The organism is Geobacillus sp. FSL W8-1251 (genome assembly GCF_038005945.1).
GTDB classification, from domain to species: Bacteria; Bacillota; Bacilli; order Bacillales; family Anoxybacillaceae; genus Geobacillus; species Geobacillus stearothermophilus.
In genome coordinates, this window is sequence record NZ_JBBOUF010000001.1 from 2,864,700 (window position 1) to 2,884,996 (window position 20,297).

General features: G+C 54.5%; 17 protein-coding genes, 2 tRNA genes, 2 rRNA genes and 1 pseudogene. 17 read left to right on the forward strand and 5 right to left on the reverse strand.

Annotated features, from left to right (window positions below):
* Nucleotides 1-100: 100 nt before the first annotated feature.
* Entirely contained in the window at nt 101-355 is a 255-nt protein-coding gene (locus NSS88_RS15165) for a sigma-G-dependent sporulation-specific acid-soluble spore protein CsgA (RefSeq protein WP_033011258.1), read from the reverse strand.
* A 303-nt stretch (nt 356-658) separates the two neighbouring features.
* On the opposite strand from NSS88_RS15165, the gene NSS88_RS15170 reads away from it, so the two are divergent.
* Complete coding sequence (locus tag NSS88_RS15170; protein WP_162839628.1) at nt 659-799, forward strand: hypothetical protein; 141 nt, start codon at nt 659-661, stop codon at nt 797-799.
* Between the two features lie 84 nt (nt 800-883).
* Here NSS88_RS15170 and NSS88_RS15175 read toward each other — a convergent pair whose 3' ends face one another.
* Nucleotides 884-1,348 carry an Hsp20/alpha crystallin family protein gene (locus NSS88_RS15175; RefSeq protein ID WP_033014031.1) on the reverse strand — a complete coding sequence of 155 codons (465 nt, stop codon included), beginning with the start codon at nt 1,346-1,348 and terminating at the stop codon, nt 884-886.
* A gap of 257 nt (nt 1,349-1,605) precedes the next feature.
* On the opposite strand from NSS88_RS15175, the gene NSS88_RS15180 reads away from it, so the two are divergent.
* The 8 genes and pseudogenes from NSS88_RS15180 to NSS88_RS15215 all read left to right on the forward strand — a co-directional run.
* The gene (locus tag NSS88_RS15180; RefSeq protein ID WP_255350134.1) at nt 1,606-1,728 is read left to right on the forward strand and encodes a hypothetical protein; all 123 of its coding nucleotides are present in this window, start codon (nt 1,606-1,608) and stop codon (nt 1,726-1,728) included.
* Nucleotides 1,729-1,914: 186 nt separating this feature from the next.
* Entirely contained in the window at nt 1,915-2,589 is a 675-nt protein-coding gene (locus NSS88_RS15185; RefSeq protein WP_033014032.1) for a response regulator transcription factor, read from the forward strand.
* On the forward strand, nt 2,586-3,983 hold the full coding sequence (locus NSS88_RS15190) for a HAMP domain-containing sensor histidine kinase (RefSeq protein WP_055358593.1): 1,398 nt from the start codon (nt 2,586-2,588) through the stop codon (nt 3,981-3,983). Before NSS88_RS15185 ends, NSS88_RS15190 begins: the two co-directional genes overlap by 4 nt.
* Nucleotides 3,984-3,999: 16 nt before the next feature.
* Nucleotides 4,000-4,155, forward strand: a complete 156-nt coding sequence (locus NSS88_RS15195; protein WP_162839629.1) for a hypothetical protein — start codon at nt 4,000-4,002, stop codon at nt 4,153-4,155.
* A 15-nt stretch (nt 4,156-4,170) separates the two neighbouring features.
* Nucleotides 4,171-4,725 carry a glycerol-3-phosphate responsive antiterminator gene (locus NSS88_RS15200; RefSeq protein WP_055358594.1) on the forward strand — a complete coding sequence of 185 codons (555 nt, stop codon included), beginning with the start codon at nt 4,171-4,173 and terminating at the stop codon, nt 4,723-4,725.
* A 158-nt stretch (nt 4,726-4,883) separates the two neighbouring features.
* The gene (locus NSS88_RS15205) at nt 4,884-6,542 is read left to right on the forward strand and encodes a glycerol-3-phosphate dehydrogenase/oxidase (RefSeq protein WP_055358595.1); all 1,659 of its coding nucleotides are present in this window, start codon (nt 4,884-4,886) and stop codon (nt 6,540-6,542) included.
* A gap of 110 nt (nt 6,543-6,652) precedes the next feature.
* Complete coding sequence (locus NSS88_RS15210; RefSeq protein WP_255350135.1) at nt 6,653-6,784, forward strand: hypothetical protein; 132 nt, start codon at nt 6,653-6,655, stop codon at nt 6,782-6,784.
* A pseudogene (locus NSS88_RS15215) lies at nt 6,742-7,977 on the forward strand (alpha-galactosidase); the annotation flags it as partial. The gene NSS88_RS15210 and the pseudogene NSS88_RS15215, both read left to right, overlap by 43 nt.
* A 58-nt stretch (nt 7,978-8,035) precedes the next feature.
* Here NSS88_RS15215 and NSS88_RS15220 read toward each other — a convergent pair.
* Nucleotides 8,036-8,818 (reverse strand): EcsC family protein, encoded by a 783-nt coding sequence (locus tag NSS88_RS15220; protein WP_049624916.1) that lies wholly within the window; start codon nt 8,816-8,818, stop codon nt 8,036-8,038.
* Between the two features lie 145 nt (nt 8,819-8,963).
* On the opposite strand from NSS88_RS15220, the gene NSS88_RS15225 reads away from it, so the two are divergent.
* From NSS88_RS15225 to NSS88_RS15240, 4 genes are read left to right on the forward strand one after another with little or no spacing between them, the layout of a single operon-like run.
* Nucleotides 8,964-10,148: a galactokinase gene (locus NSS88_RS15225; protein WP_055358596.1), complete on the forward strand. Its 1,185-nt coding sequence runs from the start codon at nt 8,964-8,966 to the stop codon at nt 10,146-10,148.
* Nucleotides 10,145-11,131: a UDP-glucose 4-epimerase GalE gene (gene galE, locus NSS88_RS15230; RefSeq protein WP_055358597.1), complete on the forward strand. Its 987-nt coding sequence runs from the start codon at nt 10,145-10,147 to the stop codon at nt 11,129-11,131. Before NSS88_RS15225 ends, galE begins: the two co-directional genes overlap by 4 nt.
* A 2-nt stretch (nt 11,132-11,133) precedes the next feature.
* The gene (galT, locus tag NSS88_RS15235; RefSeq protein ID WP_055358598.1) at nt 11,134-12,660 is read left to right on the forward strand and encodes a UDP-glucose--hexose-1-phosphate uridylyltransferase; all 1,527 of its coding nucleotides are present in this window, start codon (nt 11,134-11,136) and stop codon (nt 12,658-12,660) included.
* A 56-nt stretch (nt 12,661-12,716) separates the two neighbouring features.
* Nucleotides 12,717-13,739, forward strand: coding sequence for a LacI family DNA-binding transcriptional regulator (locus tag NSS88_RS15240; RefSeq protein ID WP_011231632.1), 1,023 nt, complete (start codon nt 12,717-12,719; stop codon nt 13,737-13,739).
* Nucleotides 13,740-13,755: 16 nt separating this feature from the next.
* On the opposite strand, the gene NSS88_RS15245 is transcribed toward NSS88_RS15240, so the two are convergent.
* Together NSS88_RS15245 and NSS88_RS15250 are read right to left on the reverse strand one after the other, a co-directional pair.
* Nucleotides 13,756-14,199 carry an Hsp20/alpha crystallin family protein gene (locus NSS88_RS15245; protein ID WP_049626402.1) on the reverse strand — a complete coding sequence of 148 codons (444 nt, stop codon included), beginning with the start codon at nt 14,197-14,199 and terminating at the stop codon, nt 13,756-13,758.
* Between the two features lie 64 nt (nt 14,200-14,263).
* Nucleotides 14,264-14,554 carry a hypothetical protein gene (locus NSS88_RS15250; protein WP_011231630.1) on the reverse strand — a complete coding sequence of 97 codons (291 nt, stop codon included), beginning with the start codon at nt 14,552-14,554 and terminating at the stop codon, nt 14,264-14,266.
* Between the two features lie 577 nt (nt 14,555-15,131).
* On the opposite strand from NSS88_RS15250, the gene NSS88_RS15255 reads away from it, so the two are divergent.
* From NSS88_RS15255 to NSS88_RS15270, 4 genes are all read left to right on the forward strand, one after another.
* Nucleotides 15,132-16,690 (forward strand): 16S ribosomal RNA (locus NSS88_RS15255).
* A 271-nt stretch (nt 16,691-16,961) separates the two neighbouring features.
* Nucleotides 16,962-19,894: ribosomal RNA gene (locus NSS88_RS15260) — 23S ribosomal RNA — on the forward strand.
* Together the 16S and 23S rRNA genes with 2 tRNA genes alongside form the textbook arrangement of a ribosomal RNA operon.
* A gap of 233 nt (nt 19,895-20,127) precedes the next feature.
* Nucleotides 20,128-20,199, forward strand: a tRNA-Gly gene (locus NSS88_RS15265).
* Between the two features lie 10 nt (nt 20,200-20,209).
* Nucleotides 20,210-20,283: transfer RNA gene (locus tag NSS88_RS15270), tRNA-Arg, on the forward strand.
* Nucleotides 20,284-20,297: the final 14 nt, after the last annotated feature.

Here is a 20,297-nt window from a genome sequence, read left to right on the forward strand (position 1 = left end):
TCGGAATTTTGTTCCGTTTGGTAAAATATACAAAAACCAGAGAGGGCTGACTCCAAAAGTCCGCTTTTTGGCGGACTTTTGGGTCAGCCCCTTTGCCCTGTCAAATGAGCAGCTCGTACACTTCATTCAGCTGGTAGACGCGCTCATAATCGCGCTCATCCATCGCGTAGCGGATTTCATGGGGCAAAATGCGATCCAAAAAGGCGCTCTCTTCTTGCGTCAAGTCGCGGACAAACTCGCCCTCGCCCCGGTACGGTTTGCTGATCAGCTTTTTGTAAATACGCTTTGGCGTCTCATCATGGCAGTCCAAATAATTGGACAAAATTTCCCGCAAATAGGCGAGCGTTTGTTCCATCACGATCCGCCCCCCTTCAAAAAACGAGACAAACGTTCGACTGACGTTTGGTTTGCCTTCCGCATACGGGTTTTCTTCTGTGACGCGGTCTGGATCGAGATTCGTTTTGATGACAAGCCGCGGCTCAGCGGACGGCTCATTGATCAGCCGGTCGTTCAACTGTTTGAAATCGGGCAGTTTGGCCATTCGTTTTGCACCTCCTAACAGTAGCGTAGCTTAGCAGTGTCGAAAGTATGTATGGCGCGGTTATGTTCCGAAAAAAAACGCGCAACCTAATCGCAGACGGCAAGGAGGTGACAGACAGTGACCAACCGCAACGACAACCGGGAACGGAAAAATAAGTATCCACACAATCGTGAAGAAATCGCCAAGGAATGGGACATCCAAAAAGATCCGACGCCGGAACACAACAACCGGTATGGAAGCCCTTCGCATAAACAATAGAAGCCCGATAGGAAAAAAGCCGCTCCCGACATGGGGAACGGCCTTTTTAATGGCTTGGGTGGACGGAAGGCGCTTCTTTGGATTTTAATCGATACCGATGTATTTCCGTTTTTGCGGCAGGCGAATGACGAGTGTACCGTTTTGGAATGAAGCTTTCACTTCATGTTCGGCCACCGGATACGGAAACGGAATCATCCTCGCCACGCGCCGCCGCTGCTGGCGCCGTTCGTATACATGGCCGCTGTCGTCGGACGATTCGATCGTTTCATGGTGATCGATGACAAGTTGCAGCCCGTCTTCATGCCACTGCAGGCTAATTTGATCCCGCTTGATGTCCGGCAGACGGACGATGATTTGATAGTCGCGCTTCGTTTCTTTCACCTCGATCGGGATGTACGCCGCGGCAAATGTTTGGGCGAAGTAATCGTCAAGCGTTTCAAACAGTTTTTGCAATGGTCGTTCATCGAACCATTGGTTCACGAGTTTCCGCAAATGATGGAACGGGTGATTGCCGTCTCCGTTTGCAGGCGGTTGAAACGGTCCGTTCATTGCACTCCCTCTCTTTCCATTCCGCAAAGTGGCAAGGTTCCTCCGCCCGCCGTTTCCGCCGCTTGGACGGCCGGCAGCCATAGAGGCGATCCGCTTTATTGTCAATGTATGTACGGACGGGAAAAAAGTCACTTTCCGCTTTTTTTAGCGATTTCTCATGCGGTTTTAACCCGTTTGGAATATAATGACACCACTATCTATGGTCATGCACACAAATACCGCTGCCGCCCACCGGCAGCGCGAGGAAGGATGGCGTGATGCATTGGATTCATTGGCTGGTGATGTTGTTTTTTTCTGGAACGGCTGTATCGCTTCTTTCGTACCAAGCGTTTGAAATTGTTCAGGCGATTGTCCACTCGTTTGTGAACCGCCACTCGTGAGCGGCTGCCTTTGGATGTGCGGGAAGCTTGCGGGGCGGCGTCCGCTTTCGCTTGGCTGCTGATCGCCCCGTTGGCGATTGGCTTTTTCTTTGTCTGTAGTAAAATGAAAGTGTGGAAGCGGCGCAAGGCGGGTCCTTGCTCCGGGATGGAGGACAAGAACTAGAAGCAAGAAAGGGGACGGAGACCGTGAACGGACGGATTTTATTAATTGAAGATGAAGCCGGCTTGGCCCGGTTTTTGGAGCTGGATTTAACGCATGAAGGCTTTGATGTGCACGTGTGCGGCGACGGGCGTGAAGGGCTTGAACTCGCCTTGTCGGAATCATGGGATTTGATTTTGCTCGATGTCATGCTGCCTCGCTTAAACGGCATGGAAGTATGCCGCCGCATTCGGGCGGCGAAATCGACGCCGATCATGATGATCACGGCGTGCGACAGCGTGTTTGACCGCGTCATGGGGCTCGATAACGGGGCCGATGACTATATTGTCAAGCCGTTTGCCATTGAGGAGTTGCTGGCCCGCATCCGCGCCTTGTTCCGCCGTGTTCATTCTGAAGCCGACGGGCAAGTGTTGGCGTTTAAAGATTTGGTCGTTGACACGCAGGCGCGCACGGTAAAAAAGGGGGACGAGTTTATCGAGCTGACGAAGCGCGAGTACGATTTGCTCGTCGCCTTTATGCAAAACATCAACGTCGTCTTGACGCGCGATGTGCTGCTTGACAAAGTGTGGGGGTTTGACGCCGAGGTGGAGACGAACGTCGTCGATGTCTATGTCCGCTATTTGCGGCAAAAGCTCGATGAACACGATAAGGAACGATATATCCAAACGGTGCGCGGCGCTGGATATGTGATGCGGCCATGAAGCGATTCCGCCCCCGCGAGCTCTCGTTGAAGGGGAAGCTGACCATCTTGTCTGCCGGAGCGATTTTTATTACGTACTTTGTCTTTACCTTTTTGCAATACCACATTGTCAAGCAATGGCTGCTGAACGAAGAAGAAAAAACAATGGAACAAACGGTGGCGGAAATTGAAACGTATTACGCGGAAAAACGTAATATATCATGGGAAGATGTTCGCCGCCGCCGTTCGTTTTTGGAAAAACTGAATGAGCGCTATCAGCTCATCCGTGTCACCGACGAGAAGGGAAACGTCGTCGTCTCGGTGTCAAACGGCGCCGCCGTCTCGCTCTCGCCAAGCGATATGCCCGACCGGTTGAAAATGGATGAGCATTTCGTCAACAACGAACGGTTTTTGCTGCTGCGCAAGCCGCTTCATATCGGACATTTGCGCGGAACGATTGAAATCGCCCGCCGGTTGACGAAGTTTCAACAAGTAACGAACATGCTTTTCCTTATTATGACGGTGATCGGTTTTGGCGCGATGGCGGCGAGCGCCTTCGCCGGGCGGTTTATGGCGCAACGGTTCATCAAACCGCTAAAAACGTTGGCGGAAACGATGGCCGACATCAAAAACAACGGGCTGAAACAGCGGATTGATGTGCCTCCGGCGCGCGATGAAATGGCCGAGCTGATGATAATGTTCAACAGCATGATGGATGACATTGAGCGCACCTTTGCCATGCAGCGGCAATTCGTCGAAGATGCGTCCCATGAATTGCGCACGCCGCTTGCCATTTTGCAAGGCCATCTTTCGTTGCTGCAACGGTGGGGGAAGCACAACCCGGAGATTTTGGAAGAATCGCTTGAGGCGGCGATGAAAGAGACGGAGCGGCTCAAGCGCCTCGTCCTTGAACTGCTTGACTTGTCGCGCGTTGAGGCGATCGTGATTCCAAAAGAGATTGCTCCTATTGACGCTGCTGCGGCCATCGGGCAAATCGTGAAAAATTTCCGCGTTTTGCATCCCGATTTTCAGTTTCTTGTTGATCAGCCGGAAACGCCGCTGCCGCGTCTGGCGATGGCCAAGCATCATTTTGAACAATTGCTGTTCATTTTGCTTGACAATGGGGTAAAATATTCTCAACGGGTGAAAAAAATCACCATTTCTCTGCGAGAGGAAGGGCCATTTGTGACGGTCGCCGTCCGCGACCATGGCATTGGCATTCCGAAAGACGAGCTGAAAAACGTTTTTTTGCGCTTTTATCGCGTCGACAAGGCGCGCAGCCGCGAACAAGGCGGCGCCGGGCTCGGGCTTTCCATCGCCAAGGAAATCATCGATAAATACGGCGGGCAAATTACAGTGGAAAGCGAGATCGATCAAGGAACGACGGTCGAACTGGCCATTCCGAAAGCGGAATAGGAGGAGAGTGAGAGACATGGGACATTCCCATGGCGAAGAGACGGCAGGCAAAAAAGCGATTCATTACGTTGTCGAGAAGTTCCGCAAGCGCGGGGTGAAAATCGCGACATGCAAACCGCGGACAATGATGTCACTGTCATGCTTAGATGAGATCGACAAAATGAGAGGATGAATCGAAGAAAAGAAAATGGAAGCGAAACAGCGCATCATTCCGGCCATTAAAACGATGAAGCAATTTGACGCCTTTTTGTCAAGCGGGTACACGGTCGGTGTATTGCTTGAGGTACATATTGCCCAGTTAAAAAGCATCTTTGCCTATGCGTGCCGGCATGGCAAGGAGTTGCTCATTCACGTCGACTTGGTGCAAGGGCTGAGCCATGATGAACATGCGGCGGAATACCTTTGCCAAGAGTTCCGCCCTCATGGCCTCATTTCCACGAAAGCGGGCGTCATTATGAAGGCGCGGCAAAAACGAGTCTTGGCCGTGCAGCGCATCTTTTTGCTTGATTCACACGCGTTGGAGAAAAGCTATCAGATGATTGCGAAAACGAATCCGGACTGCATCGAAGTCATTCCGGGCGCCATGCCGCACATCATCCGCGAAGTGAAAGAACGGACGGGAAAACCGATTTACGCCGGCGGCCTCATCCGCACGGTCGACGATGTCGAGCAGGCGCTTGCAGCTGGGGCGGTGGCGGTGACCACGTCCAACGAAACATTATGGCGCCACTACAATGGATAATGCGTTGAGCTGGCCAAATCGGCCGCAGTCTGCTATAATAAAAGCAACAAGTTAATCATCAGTCAGGAGACAAGGAGAGACCATGCACACATGGTAGGCGAAGGCTTATCGTGTTTGCAATGGTCTCTTTTTGTCTTTTTCAAAAGGAGGAATCATGCATGGCATTCTCAAGCAAACAGCGGAACAACGTTCTCGAAGCGATGAGCGAAAAGCCATACGATCTGTTGGTGATCGGCGGGGGAATCACCGGGTGCGGCATCGCCTTGGATGCCATCTCGCGCGGCATGACGGTCGCGCTTGTCGAGATGCAAGATTTCGCCGCCGGCACGTCAAGCCGGTCGACGAAGCTTGTTCACGGCGGCTTGCGCTACTTAAAGCAGTTCGAGGTGAAGCTTGTCGCGGAAGTCGGGCGCGAACGGGCGATTGTGTATGAAAACGGCTCGCACGTCACCACACCGGAGTGGATGCTGCTGCCCATTTACCGCGGCGGAACGTTCGGCAAATGGAGCACGTCGGTCGGCCTTTGGCTGTATGACCGGCTGGCTGGCGTCAAGCCAAGCGAGCGGCGCACGATGCTTAATGCCCGACAGACGTTGGAAAAAGAGCCGCTCTTAAAGCGCGACGGCCTGATCGGCGGCGGCTATTACGTCGAGTATCGGACCGACGATGCCCGCTTGACGATCGAAGTGATCAAAAAAGCGGTCGAGCTTGGCGCCGACGCCGTCAACTATGTCAAAGCCGAACAGTTTTTGTATGACGAGCGCGGCCGCATCACCGGCGCCCGCTGCCGCGACTTGCTCGGCGGACGAGTATATGACATCCGCGCCAAAAAAGTCGTCAATGCCGCCGGACCGTGGGTTGATGCGCTGCGCGACAAAGACGGATCGAAAACCGGCAAGCGGCTTCGGCTGACAAAAGGCGTCCATATCGTCATCGATCAAAAGCGTTTTCCGCTCAAGCAGGCCGTCTATTTTGACACCCCGGACGGCCGGATGGTGTTTGCCATTCCGCGGGATGGGAAAACGTATGTCGGCACAACCGATACATTTTATGACGATGATCCTGCTCATCCGGCCATGACCGAAGAAGACCGTGATTACTTATTGCAGGCGATTCACTACATGTTCCCGTCCGTCGGCATCACCGCTGATGATGTCGAGTCGAGCTGGGCTGGCGTCCGTCCGCTCATTTATGAAGAAGGGAAAGACCCGTCGGAAATTTCCCGCAAAGACGAGATTTGGACATCGCCATCCGGCCTCATCACGATCGCTGGCGGCAAACTGACCGGCTATCGGAAAATGGCAGAAACGGTCGTTGACCTCGTCGCCAAACAATTGGAAAAAGAAGAGGGAAAAACGTTCCGCCCGTGCCAAACGAAACAGCTGCCAATTTCCGGCGGCGATGTCGGCGGCTCGCATCGGCTGCCGGCCTTCATCGCCGAAAAGGCGAAGGAAGCGGCGCGCTATGGGCTGACAGAAGAACAAGGGGCGCGGCTGGCAAAACAGTACGGCACAAATGTCGACCGGTTGTTTGCGTTAAGCAGCGAGTACGACCGCTCGTCCGGCTTAACGCGCGAAACGTTCGTCCGCCTCGTCTACGCCATCGAGGAAGAAATGGCGGTCAAACCAGTCGACTACTTCATCCGCCGCACCGGGGCGCTGCTGTTTGACATCGACGCCGTCCGGCGGGAAAAAGAAGCGGTTATCGCGTTTATGGCGCGGTATTTAGGGTGGACGGGGGAAGAGCGGGACGTGTATGAGAAAGAACTCGACAAGGAACTGCGACGAGCGGTGTTGGCAGAGGAAGGAGCGAAGTGAACCAATGATCATAAAGGAAATGATGAGCGCCTGAATCCAGGGCGCTTTTTTGATGGATTTTTTCGTAAAAATTAAGTAAAATTTAAACAAAAACAAAGCGGGGGAAGAGAATGTCAGTTGCATACAATCCGCAAACGAAGCAGTTTCATTTGCGGGCGGGCAAGGCGAGCTACGTGATGCAGCTTTTCCGCTCCGGCTATTGGCGCGCGGCGCGTTCCGCGACCGCGAACGCCCGATCTTGATCAATAACTGGGAAGCAACGTATTTTGACTTCAATGAAGAAAAGATCATGAATATCGCCCGAACAGCGGCGGAGCTTGGCATCGAACTGTTTGTGCTTGACGACGGCTGGTTTGGCGAACGCGATGACGACCGCCGTTCCCTCGGTGATTGGGTGGTCAATCGGCGCAAACTCCCCAATGGCCTGAACGGACTGGCGAAACAAGTGAACGAACTCGGGCTGCAGTTCGGCTTATGGATCGAACCGGAAATGGTGTCGCCAAACAGCGAGCTGTATCGGAAACATCCCGACTGGTGTCTCCATGTGCCGAACCGCCCGCGCTCTGAAGGACGGAACCAGCTTGTGCTCGATTATTCCCGCCAAGACGTGTGCGACTATATGATTGAAACGATCTCGAACGTGCTTGCGAGCGCCCCCATCACTTATGTGAAATGGGACATGAACCGCCATATGACGGAAATCGGTTCGGCCGCCCTGCCGCCCGAGCGCCAGCGCGAAACGTCGCACCGCTATATGCTTGGGCTCTATCGCGTGATGGACGAGATCACCGCGCGTTTTCCGCACATTTTGTTTGAAAGCTGCTCCGGAGGCGGAGGGCGGTTTGACCCGGGGATTCTCTATTATATGCCGCAAACATGGACGAGCGACAACACTGACGCTGTCTCGCGCCTGAAAATCCAGTACGGTACAAGCCTCGTTTACCCAGTGAGCGCCATGGGCGCCCACGTCTCGGCCGTGCCGAACCATCAAGTCGGGCGGGTGACGTCCCTCAAGACGCGCGGCCATGTGGCGATGTCAGGCAACTTCGGCTATGAGCTCGATATCACGAAATTGACGGAAACAGAAAAACAAATCATTAAGGAACAAGTCGCGTTTTACAAAGATGTGCGCCGCCTCGTCCAGTTCGGCACGTTTTATCGGCTACTCAGCCCGTTTGAAGGCAACGAGGCGGCATGGATGTTCGTCTCGGAAGATCAGTCGGAAGCGCTCGTCGCCTACTTCCGCGTTCTGGCCGAAGCGAACGCCCCGCTGTCGCACTTGCGCTTAAAAGGGCTTGACCCGAATCAAGACTATGAAATCGAAGGCCTTGGCGTCTACGGCGGCGACGAGCTGATGTATGCCGGAGTGGCGGTGCCGCACCGCTTGGGCGATTTTATCAGCATGATGTGGCGATTGAAAGCTGTTCAACGATAAGAAGGGATGCTGTCGCTCGAGCCTATGCACCTGTCATAAACGAATTGAACCCGGTGTCTTAGATGCCGGGTTCAAACTGTTTGAGCTTCTCGATGATGCGACGCTTCCGATAGAGCATCTTCCCGGTTTCGGCGATGTCTTCCATAAACGATTTGTTAAACAGCGAACCGAAAATGACACCGATGATCGGAACGGCTTGAAACAGCTTTTTCCACCCGTATTGGTCACGGAACGTCATCATCACTTCCCGCCAGCCTTGCAGTTCGGAAAAGACGCGCCCGCGTTCATTGGAGAACGACGAAAGTTCGTCCAAAATCGCTTTTTTCCCGACGATGTCCGCCGTGGCAAACTGCAGGCATTTGACGACAAACACGCGCTCCTCTTTTTCCTTCGGGTCATATCCGTACACGATGGCGATCTCTTGCAGCGTTTTCAGCGCTAAGCCGAGAAGCGCTGGGATGTCCACCGCCAGCGTCAGCGCCCCGCCCATTCCAGTCGCCGCCCCTTGCAGCTGGGCGAACGTGACGCGCTCATCGATCAACTCGTCGCAAACGCGATCCATCGTCGCAAGCGGCAAGTGCGGCACTTCGGCCAACGACGATACGCCAAGCTTGTCCAATACCTTTCCTTCATTCACTAAGTATTGCCCGCCGCTTTGAATATAGCTGCCCAATTCATCAAGCAGCTGCCCGAGTTTTCGATGGACGGCTTTTGGCGTCAGCTTATCGAGCACTTGAAACGGCAAGCGGCCGAGCTTTTCCCAAAACCAAAGGTCTTTTTGGGAGTGTTCCCAGTGGGTGATGGTTTGGAGTTCTTGTTTCAACATCTGTCGCGTTTCCATCTCCGCTCCGCCTCCTTCCTATATTTATTAAGGTGAATAAATGCTCAAACGATTATACGTATTAAAAAAGATTTTGTTTCGCTGTTGATTTTTAGTAAATTATTAACTATAATATTTACTATAAAGGCTTGAAGGAGGCCCTCTCATGATCCCCATCTTAAAACAGCAATTTATCGAACTTTTCGGCGGCTTGGGCGAAGGCATCCGCGCTTTCTTCGCCCCCGGCCGCGTCAATTTGATCGGTGAGCATACGGATTACAACGGCGGGCATGTGCTGCCGTGCGCGCTTGCGATCGGCACGTATGCGCTTGTCCGGCAAACGGATGAGCCGTTTGTCCGCTTTTATTCGCAAAACTTCCCGGAAACGGGAGTGATCACGGTCTCTTACGATGACTTGTCATACCAGAGCGAGCACGGTTGGGCGAACTACCCGAAAGGGATCTTGGCCGCGTTTCAAGCGTTACGTCCGCTTGAGACCGGATTGGACATTTTGTATTACGGCACGATCCCGAACGGCGCAGGACTGTCGTCATCCGCGTCGATTGAGCTTGTGACCGCGGTGATGCTCAACGAACTGTTCAGGCGCGGGCTTGATCAGCTAGAGCTTGTGAAAATGAGCCAAACCGTAGAAAATAAATACATCGGCGTCAATTGCGGCATTATGGATCAGTTTGCCGTCGGCATGGGGAAACAAGATTGCGCCATTCTGTTAAACTGCCATACGCTCGAGTACCGCTATTTGCCGCTCGTGCTCAACGATTGTGCGATCGTCATCGCGAACACAAACAAAAAGCGCGGCCTGGCGGACTCGGCGTACAACGAGCGGCGGGCGACGTGCGAGGCGGCGCTCGCGAAGCTGCAAAGCGTGCGGAACATCGCCTCGCTCGGCGAGCTGACAAGCGCAGAGCTGGCCCGTTATGAACATCTTCTTTCCCCGCTTGAGCAAAAACGGGCCCGCCATGCGGTGACGGAAAACGAGCGGACGCTTGAAGCCGCCCAGGCGCTTGAGCAGGGAGACCTCGTCCGCTTTGGCGAGTTGATGAAACAGTCGCATTTGTCGCTGCGCCATGACTATGAAGTAACCGGAGCCGAACTTGATACGCTCGTGGAGGCCGCATGGTCGCACGAAGGAACGGTCGGGGCGCGCATGACCGGAGCCGGATTCGGCGGCTGCACGGTGAACATTGTGAAAAAGGCATGCGTTCAAGATTTCATTGAACGGGTCGGAAACGCGTATGCCGAAAAAATCGGTTATGAAGCAAGCTTTTATGTCGTTGACGTTGGTGACGGGGCGAGAGAACTCACGGAACTGGAGGAGATGAGCCGATGATTTTGGTTTGCGGAGGGGCAGGGTATATCGGCAGCCATGCGGTGTACCGTCTGCTTGAAAAAGGGGAGCGCGTGGTCGTGGTGGATAACTTGCAGACGGGGCACCGGGAGGCGGTTCACCCTGATGCGGTGTTTTGCCAAGGCGATATTCGCGACCGCGATTTTTTGCGCAAGGTGTTTCGCCAGCATGACATTGAGGCGGTCATTCATTTTGCGGCGAACTCATTGGTCGGTGAAAGCATGGAAGAGCCGCTGAAGTATTACGACAACAACGTGTACGGGACACAAGTGCTGCTTGAAGTGATGAAGGAATTTGGTGTCAAGCAAATCGTCTTTTCTTCAACCGCCGCCGTGTATGGGGAGCCGAAACAAATCCCGATCATCGAAACCGATCCGACCGAACCGACGAACGCGTACGGAGAAACAAAGCTGGCGATGGAAAAAATGATGAAATGGGCGGACCGCGCCTACGGCATCCGCTCGATTTCGCTCCGCTACTTTAATGTCGCCGGGGCGTACGGCACGACAATCGGTGAGGACCACAACCCGGAGACGCATCTGATTCCATTGATTTTAAAAGTGCCGCTTGGCCAGCGCGAGGAAATTTCCGTTTTCGGCGATGACTACGACACGCCCGACGGCACGTGCATCCGCGACTACATCCATGTGCTTGATCTCGTCGATGCCCACGTGTTGGCGCTTGAAAAACTGCGGAATGGAGCGTCCAGTGACGTGTACAATCTCGGCAACGGCAATGGCTTCAGCGTCAAAGAAGTGATCGAAGCGGCGCGGCAAGTGACCGGACACCCGATCCCTGCCCGCGTCGTGGCGCGGCGGCCGGGCGACCCGGCGCGGCTTGTCGCTTCATCGGAAAAAGCAAAGCGCGAGCTCGGCTGGGAGCCGAAATACTTGTCCATTACGGATATCGTCGCCTCGGCGTGGGAGTGGCACAAAGCGCGGCCAAACGGATATCGGGGTGTGTAAACATGGAAACGATTTTTGCGGCGATTGAACAACTGATCCGTTATGCCGAGCAACGCGGCCTTTTAGCGCCGGAAGATGTGGTGTACGCGCGCAACCGCCTGCTGGCAACGCTCCGACTCACGGAATGGCAGCCGGCCGAGGTCAAGGACGTTCCCTTGGCCTCGCCGGCCCCGGTATTGGACGCTATGATTGATTGGGCGTATGAACAAGGATTGTTGGAAACGAATACCACAACCGAGCGCGATATATGGGATGCGAGACTGATGGACTGCGTCATGCCGCGGCCGTCGGAAGTGATCCGCGCCTTTTACGAGCGATACCGCCGCAGCCCGCAGGAGGCGACGGACTGGTTTTATTCGTTGAGCCAAGCGTCCAATTACATTCAAACGGCGCGCATCGCCAACAATCAGCACTGGAAAGTGTCAACCATCTATGGAGAATTGGATATCACCATTAACTTGGCGAAGCCGGAAAAAGACCCGAAGGAAATCGCCAAATTAAAAGAGATGCCGTCATCCTCGTATCCAAAATGTGTATTATGCAAAGAAAACGAAGGGTATGAAGGAACGTGGCGTCATCCCGCCCGTTCCAATCACCGTGTCATCCCGATCACGTTATTGGATGAACAGTGGTATTTCCAATATTCTCCCTACGTGTACTATCATGAACATTGCATCGTCTTCCACGCCGAACATGTGCCGATGAAAATGGAGCGGAAGACGCTTGAGCGCTTGCTCGATTTCGTCGAAAAGTTCCCGCACTATTTCATTGGCTCGAACGCCGACTTGCCGATTGTCGGCGGCTCGATTTTAGTGCATGACCATTTCCAAGGCGGGCGTTATCCGTTTGCGATGGAAAAGGCGGAGATCGAAGAGTGTATCCCGCTTCCATCGTTTCCGTCGGTCACAGCCGGCATCGTGCGCTGGCCGATGTCCGTCATCCGTTTGACTGGACCAAAAGAGGACGTGTTGGATGCGGCTGCCTTTTTGTATGAAACATGGCGGACGTACAGCGACCCAAGCGTCGAGATTATGGCCTACAGCGGCGATGTTCCGCATAACACGATCACCCCGATCGCCCGGCGGCGCGGCGATTTGTTTGAGTTGGACATCGTTTTGCGCAACAATCGGACGTCAGCGGAACATCCGTACGGCATTTTCCATCCGCATGAAGAATTGCATCATATTAAAAAAGAAAATATCGGCTTGATCGAAGTGATGGGGCTGGCGGTGCTGCCGGCACGGCTTGCCGTGGAACTGGAGACGCTGGCCGATTATCTCGTGCATCGGACAAAAAAAGAAGACTGGGACGAGGCGATGCTGAAACATTGGGATTGGTGCGAAGCCATTCGCTCGGCCTATCCGGACATCACGAAGGACAACGTCCATGACATTTTGCGGCACGAAGTCGGACAACGGTTTGTGACCGTGTTGGAACATGCCGGGGTGTTTAAGCGGGACAAGCGAGGGAAGGACGCGTTTCGCCGCTTTCTGCAGCACGCTGTGGAGCGCATGTCGTCTCTTGTTTAAATGCGGCGAAAAAACGCGTTTCATATGAAACATAAGGAAGGGATTGCAAACAGACGATGGCTACGTTAAAAGAAATCGCGGAAAAAGTCGGCGTTTCGGTCGCGACGGTGTCGCGCGTGCTTAATTACGATGCGACGCTGTCCGTTTCCGATGAAACGAGAAGGCGCATTTTTGAAGTCGCCCAAGAGCTGAACTACAAAACATTGCGGGAACGAAGCCAGCAAGCGCGCGAATCGTTTCGCTTCGGGCTCATTCACTGGTATTCGGAGCGCCAGGAAATCGATGACCCCTATTATATGGCGATTCGCCTCGGAGTGGAAAAAGAGTGTTTTGACCGCGGCATCGAACTCGTCAAATTGTTTAAACAGCACGGCGCCTATCCGATCGAACGGATGGAGGCGCTCGATGGCATCATCGCCGTCGGAAAATTCGGGCCGAAGGAAGTCGAGGTTTTTGCCGCCGGGGCCAAACAAATTGTGTTTGTCGACTGTTCGCCTGATGAGCATCGGTTTGATTCAGTCGTCATCGATTTGCGTCAAGCGACGGTGACAGTGCTTGATTATTTGCTTCGGTTGGGGCATACGAAAATTGGCTATATCGGCGGCCGTGAATATGTCGACGGGGAAACGCCGATCCGCGATGAGCGCGAAGCGGCGTTTTACGAATATTTGTATGTCAAAGGGCTGTATGATTCCCGCTATGTATGGATCGGTGCCTTCACTGCTGAAGATGGCTATCGGCTGATGAAAGAGGCTGTTTCAGGCGGCGACTTGCCGACGGCGTTTTTCATTGCCAGTGATTCGATGGCGATTGGCGCCCTGCGTGCGCTGCATGAAGCCGGGATCGCTGTTCCGGAAGAGGCGGCGATTGTCGGATTCAATGATATTCCGACGGCAGCATTTCTTCACCCGCCGCTTTCGACGGTGAAAGTATACACAGAATTTATGGGTGAAACAGCGGTTGAGCTGCTCATCGAACGGTTGACGACGAAACGAGCGATTTGCAAAAAGGTCGTCGTGCCGACAGAGCTCGTCATCCGCTCAAGCAGCGAGGGCAACGAAAAGGGGAGCGGTCGATAAGCCGCTCCCTTCTGCATTAATGGAACTCGATATCAACGCGTTTTTTCGTTCCTGTCGTTGTTTTCGGGATATGAATGTCAAGCACGCCGTTTTTGTACGTCGCGCGAATGTTTTCCGTCGCCGCATCCGCCGGCAGGGTGATCGAACGCTGGAAGCGACCAAAGAAGCGTTCGCGCCGGTGCATTTGTTCTTCTCTTACATCGTGTTGGCGTTGAATCGTGCCGCTGATGGTCAACATGTTGTTCTGCACGTCAATGTGCACATCCTCTTTCCGCTCCAGCCCCGGTAAATCGCACGAAACGACGTATTCGTTGGCCGTTTCATGCATGTCGATGCGCGGCATCCAGTGCTGCTCATCCATATGAGTGAACAGCGATGGAAAATCACTAGCAAAAAAGCGGTTCATATCCCGGCGAATCGATTCCAAGTGCCGGAACGGGTCATACGGAATTAACGCCATAACTGCCATCCTCCTTAACAAGAAATGTTTTTTCGCTCAGTAGTGTGAACCGGATTCGTCTGTTTTATGTATGATTGGCTTGCAATTGTTCCATCACCGTCAAATACGCTTGAATGAGTGCTACTTTCATGCCATCCGGCAAGTCAGAAGCGGCCACCCGCTTAACGGCGTAATAAAACTTCACTTCGGACGATTGCCGCACGCGCGGATGCGTCCATTCATCGCGCAACTCTTGCCTTATCGTTTCATACAAAAGAGTTTGGCTTTCTTGTTCATCAAGCGGTCCGGCCGCCAGCGATCGGTTCGGCCAAAGGCGGCGGTAGCCGTCAAGCAGTGCAGAAAATGGATAGGTCACGGCTGTTTCCCTCCTTAAAAAATATACATAGCGATCCTCGAGGTCTGCTCCTTGCAACATATTCTTTTTAAGAAATTATATCATACAGCAGTCGAAGCGATTCGGGAGGCCAAGTCGAATGTAGATAGTGGGGGCTGGTTTCGTTTGCTGTCGTTGTAAGGCAGCCCAACCGTGGGACGCACGGGGATGGCTTGGTTGACAGCCTGCCGTGGGGCGGGTGTTCCCCAAAATCTCCCACCTCTAAGCGTTAGCGTAGGTGGGAGAGCGTTCAACCTAAAAAAGTAGTTGACATAAGGTGAGATAGTGTATAAAATAAAAATCGCCGCTTCGACGGAATGTCGGAGTGCAACGATCGAACAATCATGAAATAAAAAAACTATTGACAAATAGTTAACACTGCATATAATGAATAATTGCCGCGACGAAATGAACGCGGTAATAAGTTAGAAGAGAATCAGTAGTTGACATTTTTGAAAGATTGTTTATAATAGTAACTGTCGTTCCTTGAAAACTGAACGAAACGAAGCGCGACGAAAAGCGGAGGTCCGCATGGGCCGAAGCAAAAGCCAATCAACTTTCTTTGGAGAGTTTGATCCTGGCTCAGGACGAACGCTGGCGGCGTGCCTAATACATGCAAGTCGAGCGGACCGGATTGGGGCTTGCCTTGATTCGGTCAGCGGCGGACGGGTGAGTAACACGTGGGCAACCTGCCCGCAAGACCGGGATAACTCCGGGAAACCGGAGCTAATACCGGATAACACCGAAGACCGCATGGTCTTCGGTTGAAAGGCGGCCTTTGGGCTGTCACTTGCGGATGGGCCCGCGGCGCATTAGCTAGTTGGTGAGGTAACGGCTCACCAAGGCGACGATGCGTAGCCGGCCTGAGAGGGTGACCGGCCACACTGGGACTGAGACACGGCCCAGACTCCTACGGGAGGCAGCAGTAGGGAATCTTCCGCAATGGGCGAAAGCCTGACGGAGCGACGCCGCGTGAGCGAAGAAGGCCTTCGGGTCGTAAAGCTCTGTTGTGAGGGACGAAGGAGCGCCGTTCGAAGAGGGCGGCGCGGTGACGGTACCTCACGAGAAAGCCCCGGCTAACTACGTGCCAGCAGCCGCGGTAATACGTAGGGGGCGAGCGTTGTCCGGAATTATTGGGCGTAAAGCGCGCGCAGGCGGTCTCTTAAGTCTGATGTGAAAGCCCACGGCTCAACCGTGGAGGGTCATTGGAAACTGGGGGACTTGAGGGCAGGAGAGGAGAGCGGAATTCCACGTGTAGCGGTGAAATGCGTAGAGATGTGGAGGAACACCAGTGGCGAAGGCGGCTCTCTGGCCTGCACCTGACGCTGAGGCGCGAAAGCGTGGGGAGCAAACAGGATTAGATACCCTGGTAGTCCACGCCGTAAACGATGAGTGCTAAGTGTTAGAGGGGTCACACCCTTTAGTGCTGCAGCTAACGCGATAAGCACTCCGCCTGGGGAGTACGGCCGCAAGGCTGAAACTCAAAGGAATTGACGGGGGCCCGCACAAGCGGTGGAGCATGTGGTTTAATTCGAAGCAACGCGAAGAACCTTACCAGGTCTTGACATCCCCTGACAACCCAAGAGATTGGGCGTTCCCCCTTCGGGGGGACAGGGTGACAGGTGGTGCATGGTTGTCGTCAGCTCGTGTCGTGAGATGTTGGGTTAAGTCCCGCAACGAGCGCAACCCTCGCCTCTAGTTGCCAGCATTCGGTTGGGCACTCTAGAGGGACTGCCGGCGACAAGTCGGAGGAAGGTGGGGATGACGTCAAATCATCATGCCCCTTATGACCTGGGCTACACACGTGCTACAATGGGCGGTACAAAGGGCTGCGAACCCGCGAGGGGGAGCGAATCCCAAAAAGCCGCTCTCAGTTCGGATTGCAGGCTGCAACTCGCCTGCATGAAGCCGGAATCGCTAGTAATCGCGGATCAGCATGCCGCGGTGAATACGTTCCCGGGCCTTGTACACACCGCCCGTCACACCACGAGAGCTTGCAACACCCGAAGTCGGTGAGGTAACCCGCAAGGGAGCCAGCCGCCGAAGGTGGGGCAAGTGATTGGGGTGAAGTCGTAACAAGGTAGCCGTACCGGAAGGTGCGGCTGGATCACCTCCTTTCTAAGGACGAAAAGCGGAGGCCGCAATGGCCAACTGTCGATACACAGCGCTTTCGTTTCGTTCAGTTTTGAGGGAACGAGTCATGTTCTCTCAATGACAAAAATCGTTCCTTGAAAACTAGATAACCGGAAAAGCGGAGGCGAGTGTTTCGCCGCGATGGGCAAATGTTCTTCGCCTGCAAGGGTGCTTGCACCCGGAAGGCGAAGGTTATTTGACCCCGAGCGGCGGCGAGCCGACGCTAGACAATAAGGAAGAAGCCGAGAGCGCTGTAGGTTAAGCTAGAAAGGGCGCACGGTGGATGCCTTGGCACTAGGAGCCGATGAAGGACGGGGCAAACGCCGAAACGCTCCGGGGAGCTGTAAGCAAGCGTTGATCCGGAGATGTCCGAATGGGGGAACCCACTGTCCGTAATGGGGCAGTATCCATGCCTGAATCCATAGGGCATGGAGGGCACACCCGGGGAACTGAAACATCTTAGTACCCGGAGGAGAAGAAAGCAAACGCGATTCCCTGAGTAGCGGCGAGCGAAACGGGAACAGCCCAAACCAAGAGGCGTGCCTCTTGGGGTTGTAGGACCGCTCATTGTGGGAGTGAGAAAGGAACGGGGTAGACGAACCGGTCTGGAACGGCCGGCCAGAGAAGGTGACAGCCCTGTAGTCGAAACTTCGTTCCCTCCCGAGCGGATCCTGAGTACGGCGGGACACGGGAAATCCCGTCGGAAGCAGGGAGGACCATCTCCCAAGGCTAAATACTCCCTAGTGACCGATAGTGCACCAGTACCGTGAGGGAAAGGTGAAAAGCACCCCGGAAGGGGAGTGAAAGAGAACCTGAAACCGTGTGCCTACAAGTAGTCAGAGCGCGTTCATGCGTGATGGCGTGCCTTTTGTAGAATGAACCGGCGAGTGACGATGGCGTGCGAGGTTAAGCCGAAGAGGCGGAGCCGCAGCGAAAGCGAGTCTGAACAGGGCGAAAAGTACGTCGTCGTCGACCCGAAACCAGGTGATCTACCCATGTCCAGGGTGAAGGCCGGGTAACACCGGCTGGAGGCCCGAACCCACGCACGTTGAAAAGTGCGGGGATGAGGTGTGGGTAGGGGTGAAATGCCAATCGAACTTGGAGATAGCTGGTTCTCCCCGAAATAGCTTTAGGGCTAGCCTCGGGATGGAGAGTGTTGGAGGTAGAGCACTGATTGGGCTAGGGGCCCTCATCGGGTTACCGAACCCAGTCAAACTCCGAATGCCAACGACTTATGCCCGGGAGTCAGACTGCGAGTGATAAGATCCGTGGTCGAGAGGGAAACAGCCCAGATCGCCAGCTAAGGCCCCAAAGTGCACGTTCAGTGGAAAAGGATGTGGAGTTGCAAAGACAACCAGGATGTTGGCTTAGAAGCAGCCACCATTTAAAGAGTGCGTAATAGCTCACTGGTCGAGTGACTCTGCGCCGAAAATGTACCGGGGCTAAACGTGCCGCCGAAGCTGCGGGATGACCGTTGGTCATCGGTAGGGGAGCGTTCTAAGCGCGCCGAAGCCAGACCGGAAGGACTGGTGGAGCGCTTAGAAGTGAGAATGCCGGTGTGAGTAGCGAAAACAGAGGTGAGAATCCTCTGCACCGAAAGCCTAAGGGTTCCTGAGGAAGGTTCGTCCGCTCAGGGTTAGTCGGGACCTAAGCCGAGGCCGAAAGGCGTAGGTGATGGGCAACAGGTTGAGATTCCTGTACCACCTCCTCACCGTTTGAGCAATGGGGGGACGCAGGAAGGTAGGGCGAGCAGGCTGCTGGAATAGCCTGTCCAAGCGGTTAGGCTGCCAGATAGGCAAATCCGTCTGGCATAAAGGCTGAGCCGTGATGGCGAAGGGACCATCGGTCCCGAAGTCCCCGATCCTACACTGCCAAGAAAAGCCTCTAGCGAGGTGAGAGGTGCCCGTACCGCAAACCGACACAGGTAGGCGAGGAGAGAATCCTAAGGTGCGCGGGAGAACTCTCGTTAAGGAACTCGGCAAAATGACCCCGTAACTTCGGGAGAAGGGGTGCTCGTTTGGGTGAAGAGCCCGAACGAGCCGCAGTGAAAAGGCCCAAGCGACTGTTTATCAAAAACACAGGTCTCTGCGAAGCCGAAAGGCGACGTATAGGGGCTGACACCTGCCCGGTGCTGGAAGGTTAAGGGGAGCGCTTAGCGGAAGCGAAGGTGCGAACCGAAGCCCCAGTAAACGGCGGCCGTAACTATAACGGTCCTAAGGTAGCGAAATTCCTTGTCGGGTAAGTTCCGACCCGCACGAAAGGTGTAACGACTTGGGCGCTGTCTCAACGAGAGACCCGGTGAAATTATACTACCTGTGAAGATGCAGGTTACCCGCGACAGGACGGAAAGACCCCGTGGAGCTTTACTGCAGCCTGATATGGAATTTTGGTATCGCTTGTACAGGATAGGTGGGAGCCTGGGAAGCCGGAGCGCCAGCTTCGGTGGAGGCGGCGGTGGGATACCACCCTGGCGATATTGAAATTCTAACCCGCACCCCTTAGCGGGGTGGGAGACAGTGTCAGGCGGGCAGTTTGACTGGGGCGGTCGCCTCCCAAAAGGTAACGGAGGCGCCCAAAGGTTCCCTCAGAATGGTTGGAAATCATTCGGAGAGTGCAAAGGCACAAGGGAGCTTGACTGCGAGACGGACAGGTCGAGCAGGGACGAAAGTCGGGCTTAGTGATCCGGTGGTTCCGCATGGAAGGGCCATCGCTCAACGGATAAAAGCTACCCCGGGGATAACAGGCTGATCTCCCCCAAGAGTCCACATCGACGGGGAGGTTTGGCACCTCGATGTCGGCTCATCGCATCCTGGGGCTGTAGTCGGTCCCAAGGGTTGGGCTGTTCGCCCATTAAAGCGGTACGCGAGCTGGGTTCAGAACGTCGTGAGACAGTTCGGTCCCTATCCGTCGCGGGCGCAGGAAATTTGAGAGGAGCTGTCCTTAGTACGAGAGGACCGGGATGGACGCACCGCTGGTGTACCAGTTGTCCCGCCAGGGGCACCGCTGGGTAGCTATGTGCGGACGGGATAAGCGCTGAAAGCATCTAAGCGTGAAGCCCCCCTCAAGATGAGATTTCCCACCGCGTCAGGCGGGTAAGATCCCTCGAAGATGACGAGGTCGATAGGTCCGAGGTGGAAGCGTGGCGACACGTGGAGCTGACGGATACTAATCGATCGAGGGCTTAACCTAACAAGAAAAGTGGAGGCCGCCTGCTTATCGGCGAGGCGCGCTGGAGGGCCTGCGAGCGGGCTTAGCCCGCCGCAGCAGGACCGAAGCGTCGCGAGCCGATGGCGGCCGGAACTAGACAGCGAAAAGCGCAGGCGAGCGGCGGCGAGCCGGAGCTAGACAATGAAAAGTGAAAGCGCCCCGGCTTCTTCCCGAAACGGTTATCTAGTTTTGAAGGAATGAATTCTTCTCATGATGCGGAAGTAGTTCAGTGGTAGAACACCACCTTGCCAAGGTGGGGGTCGCGGGTTCGAGTCCCGTCTTCCGCTTTTCCATCATGCGCTCGTAGCTCAATTGGATAGAGCATCTGACTACGGATCAGAAGGTTAGGGGTTCGAATCCTCTCGAGCGCGTTTATTAACTAACT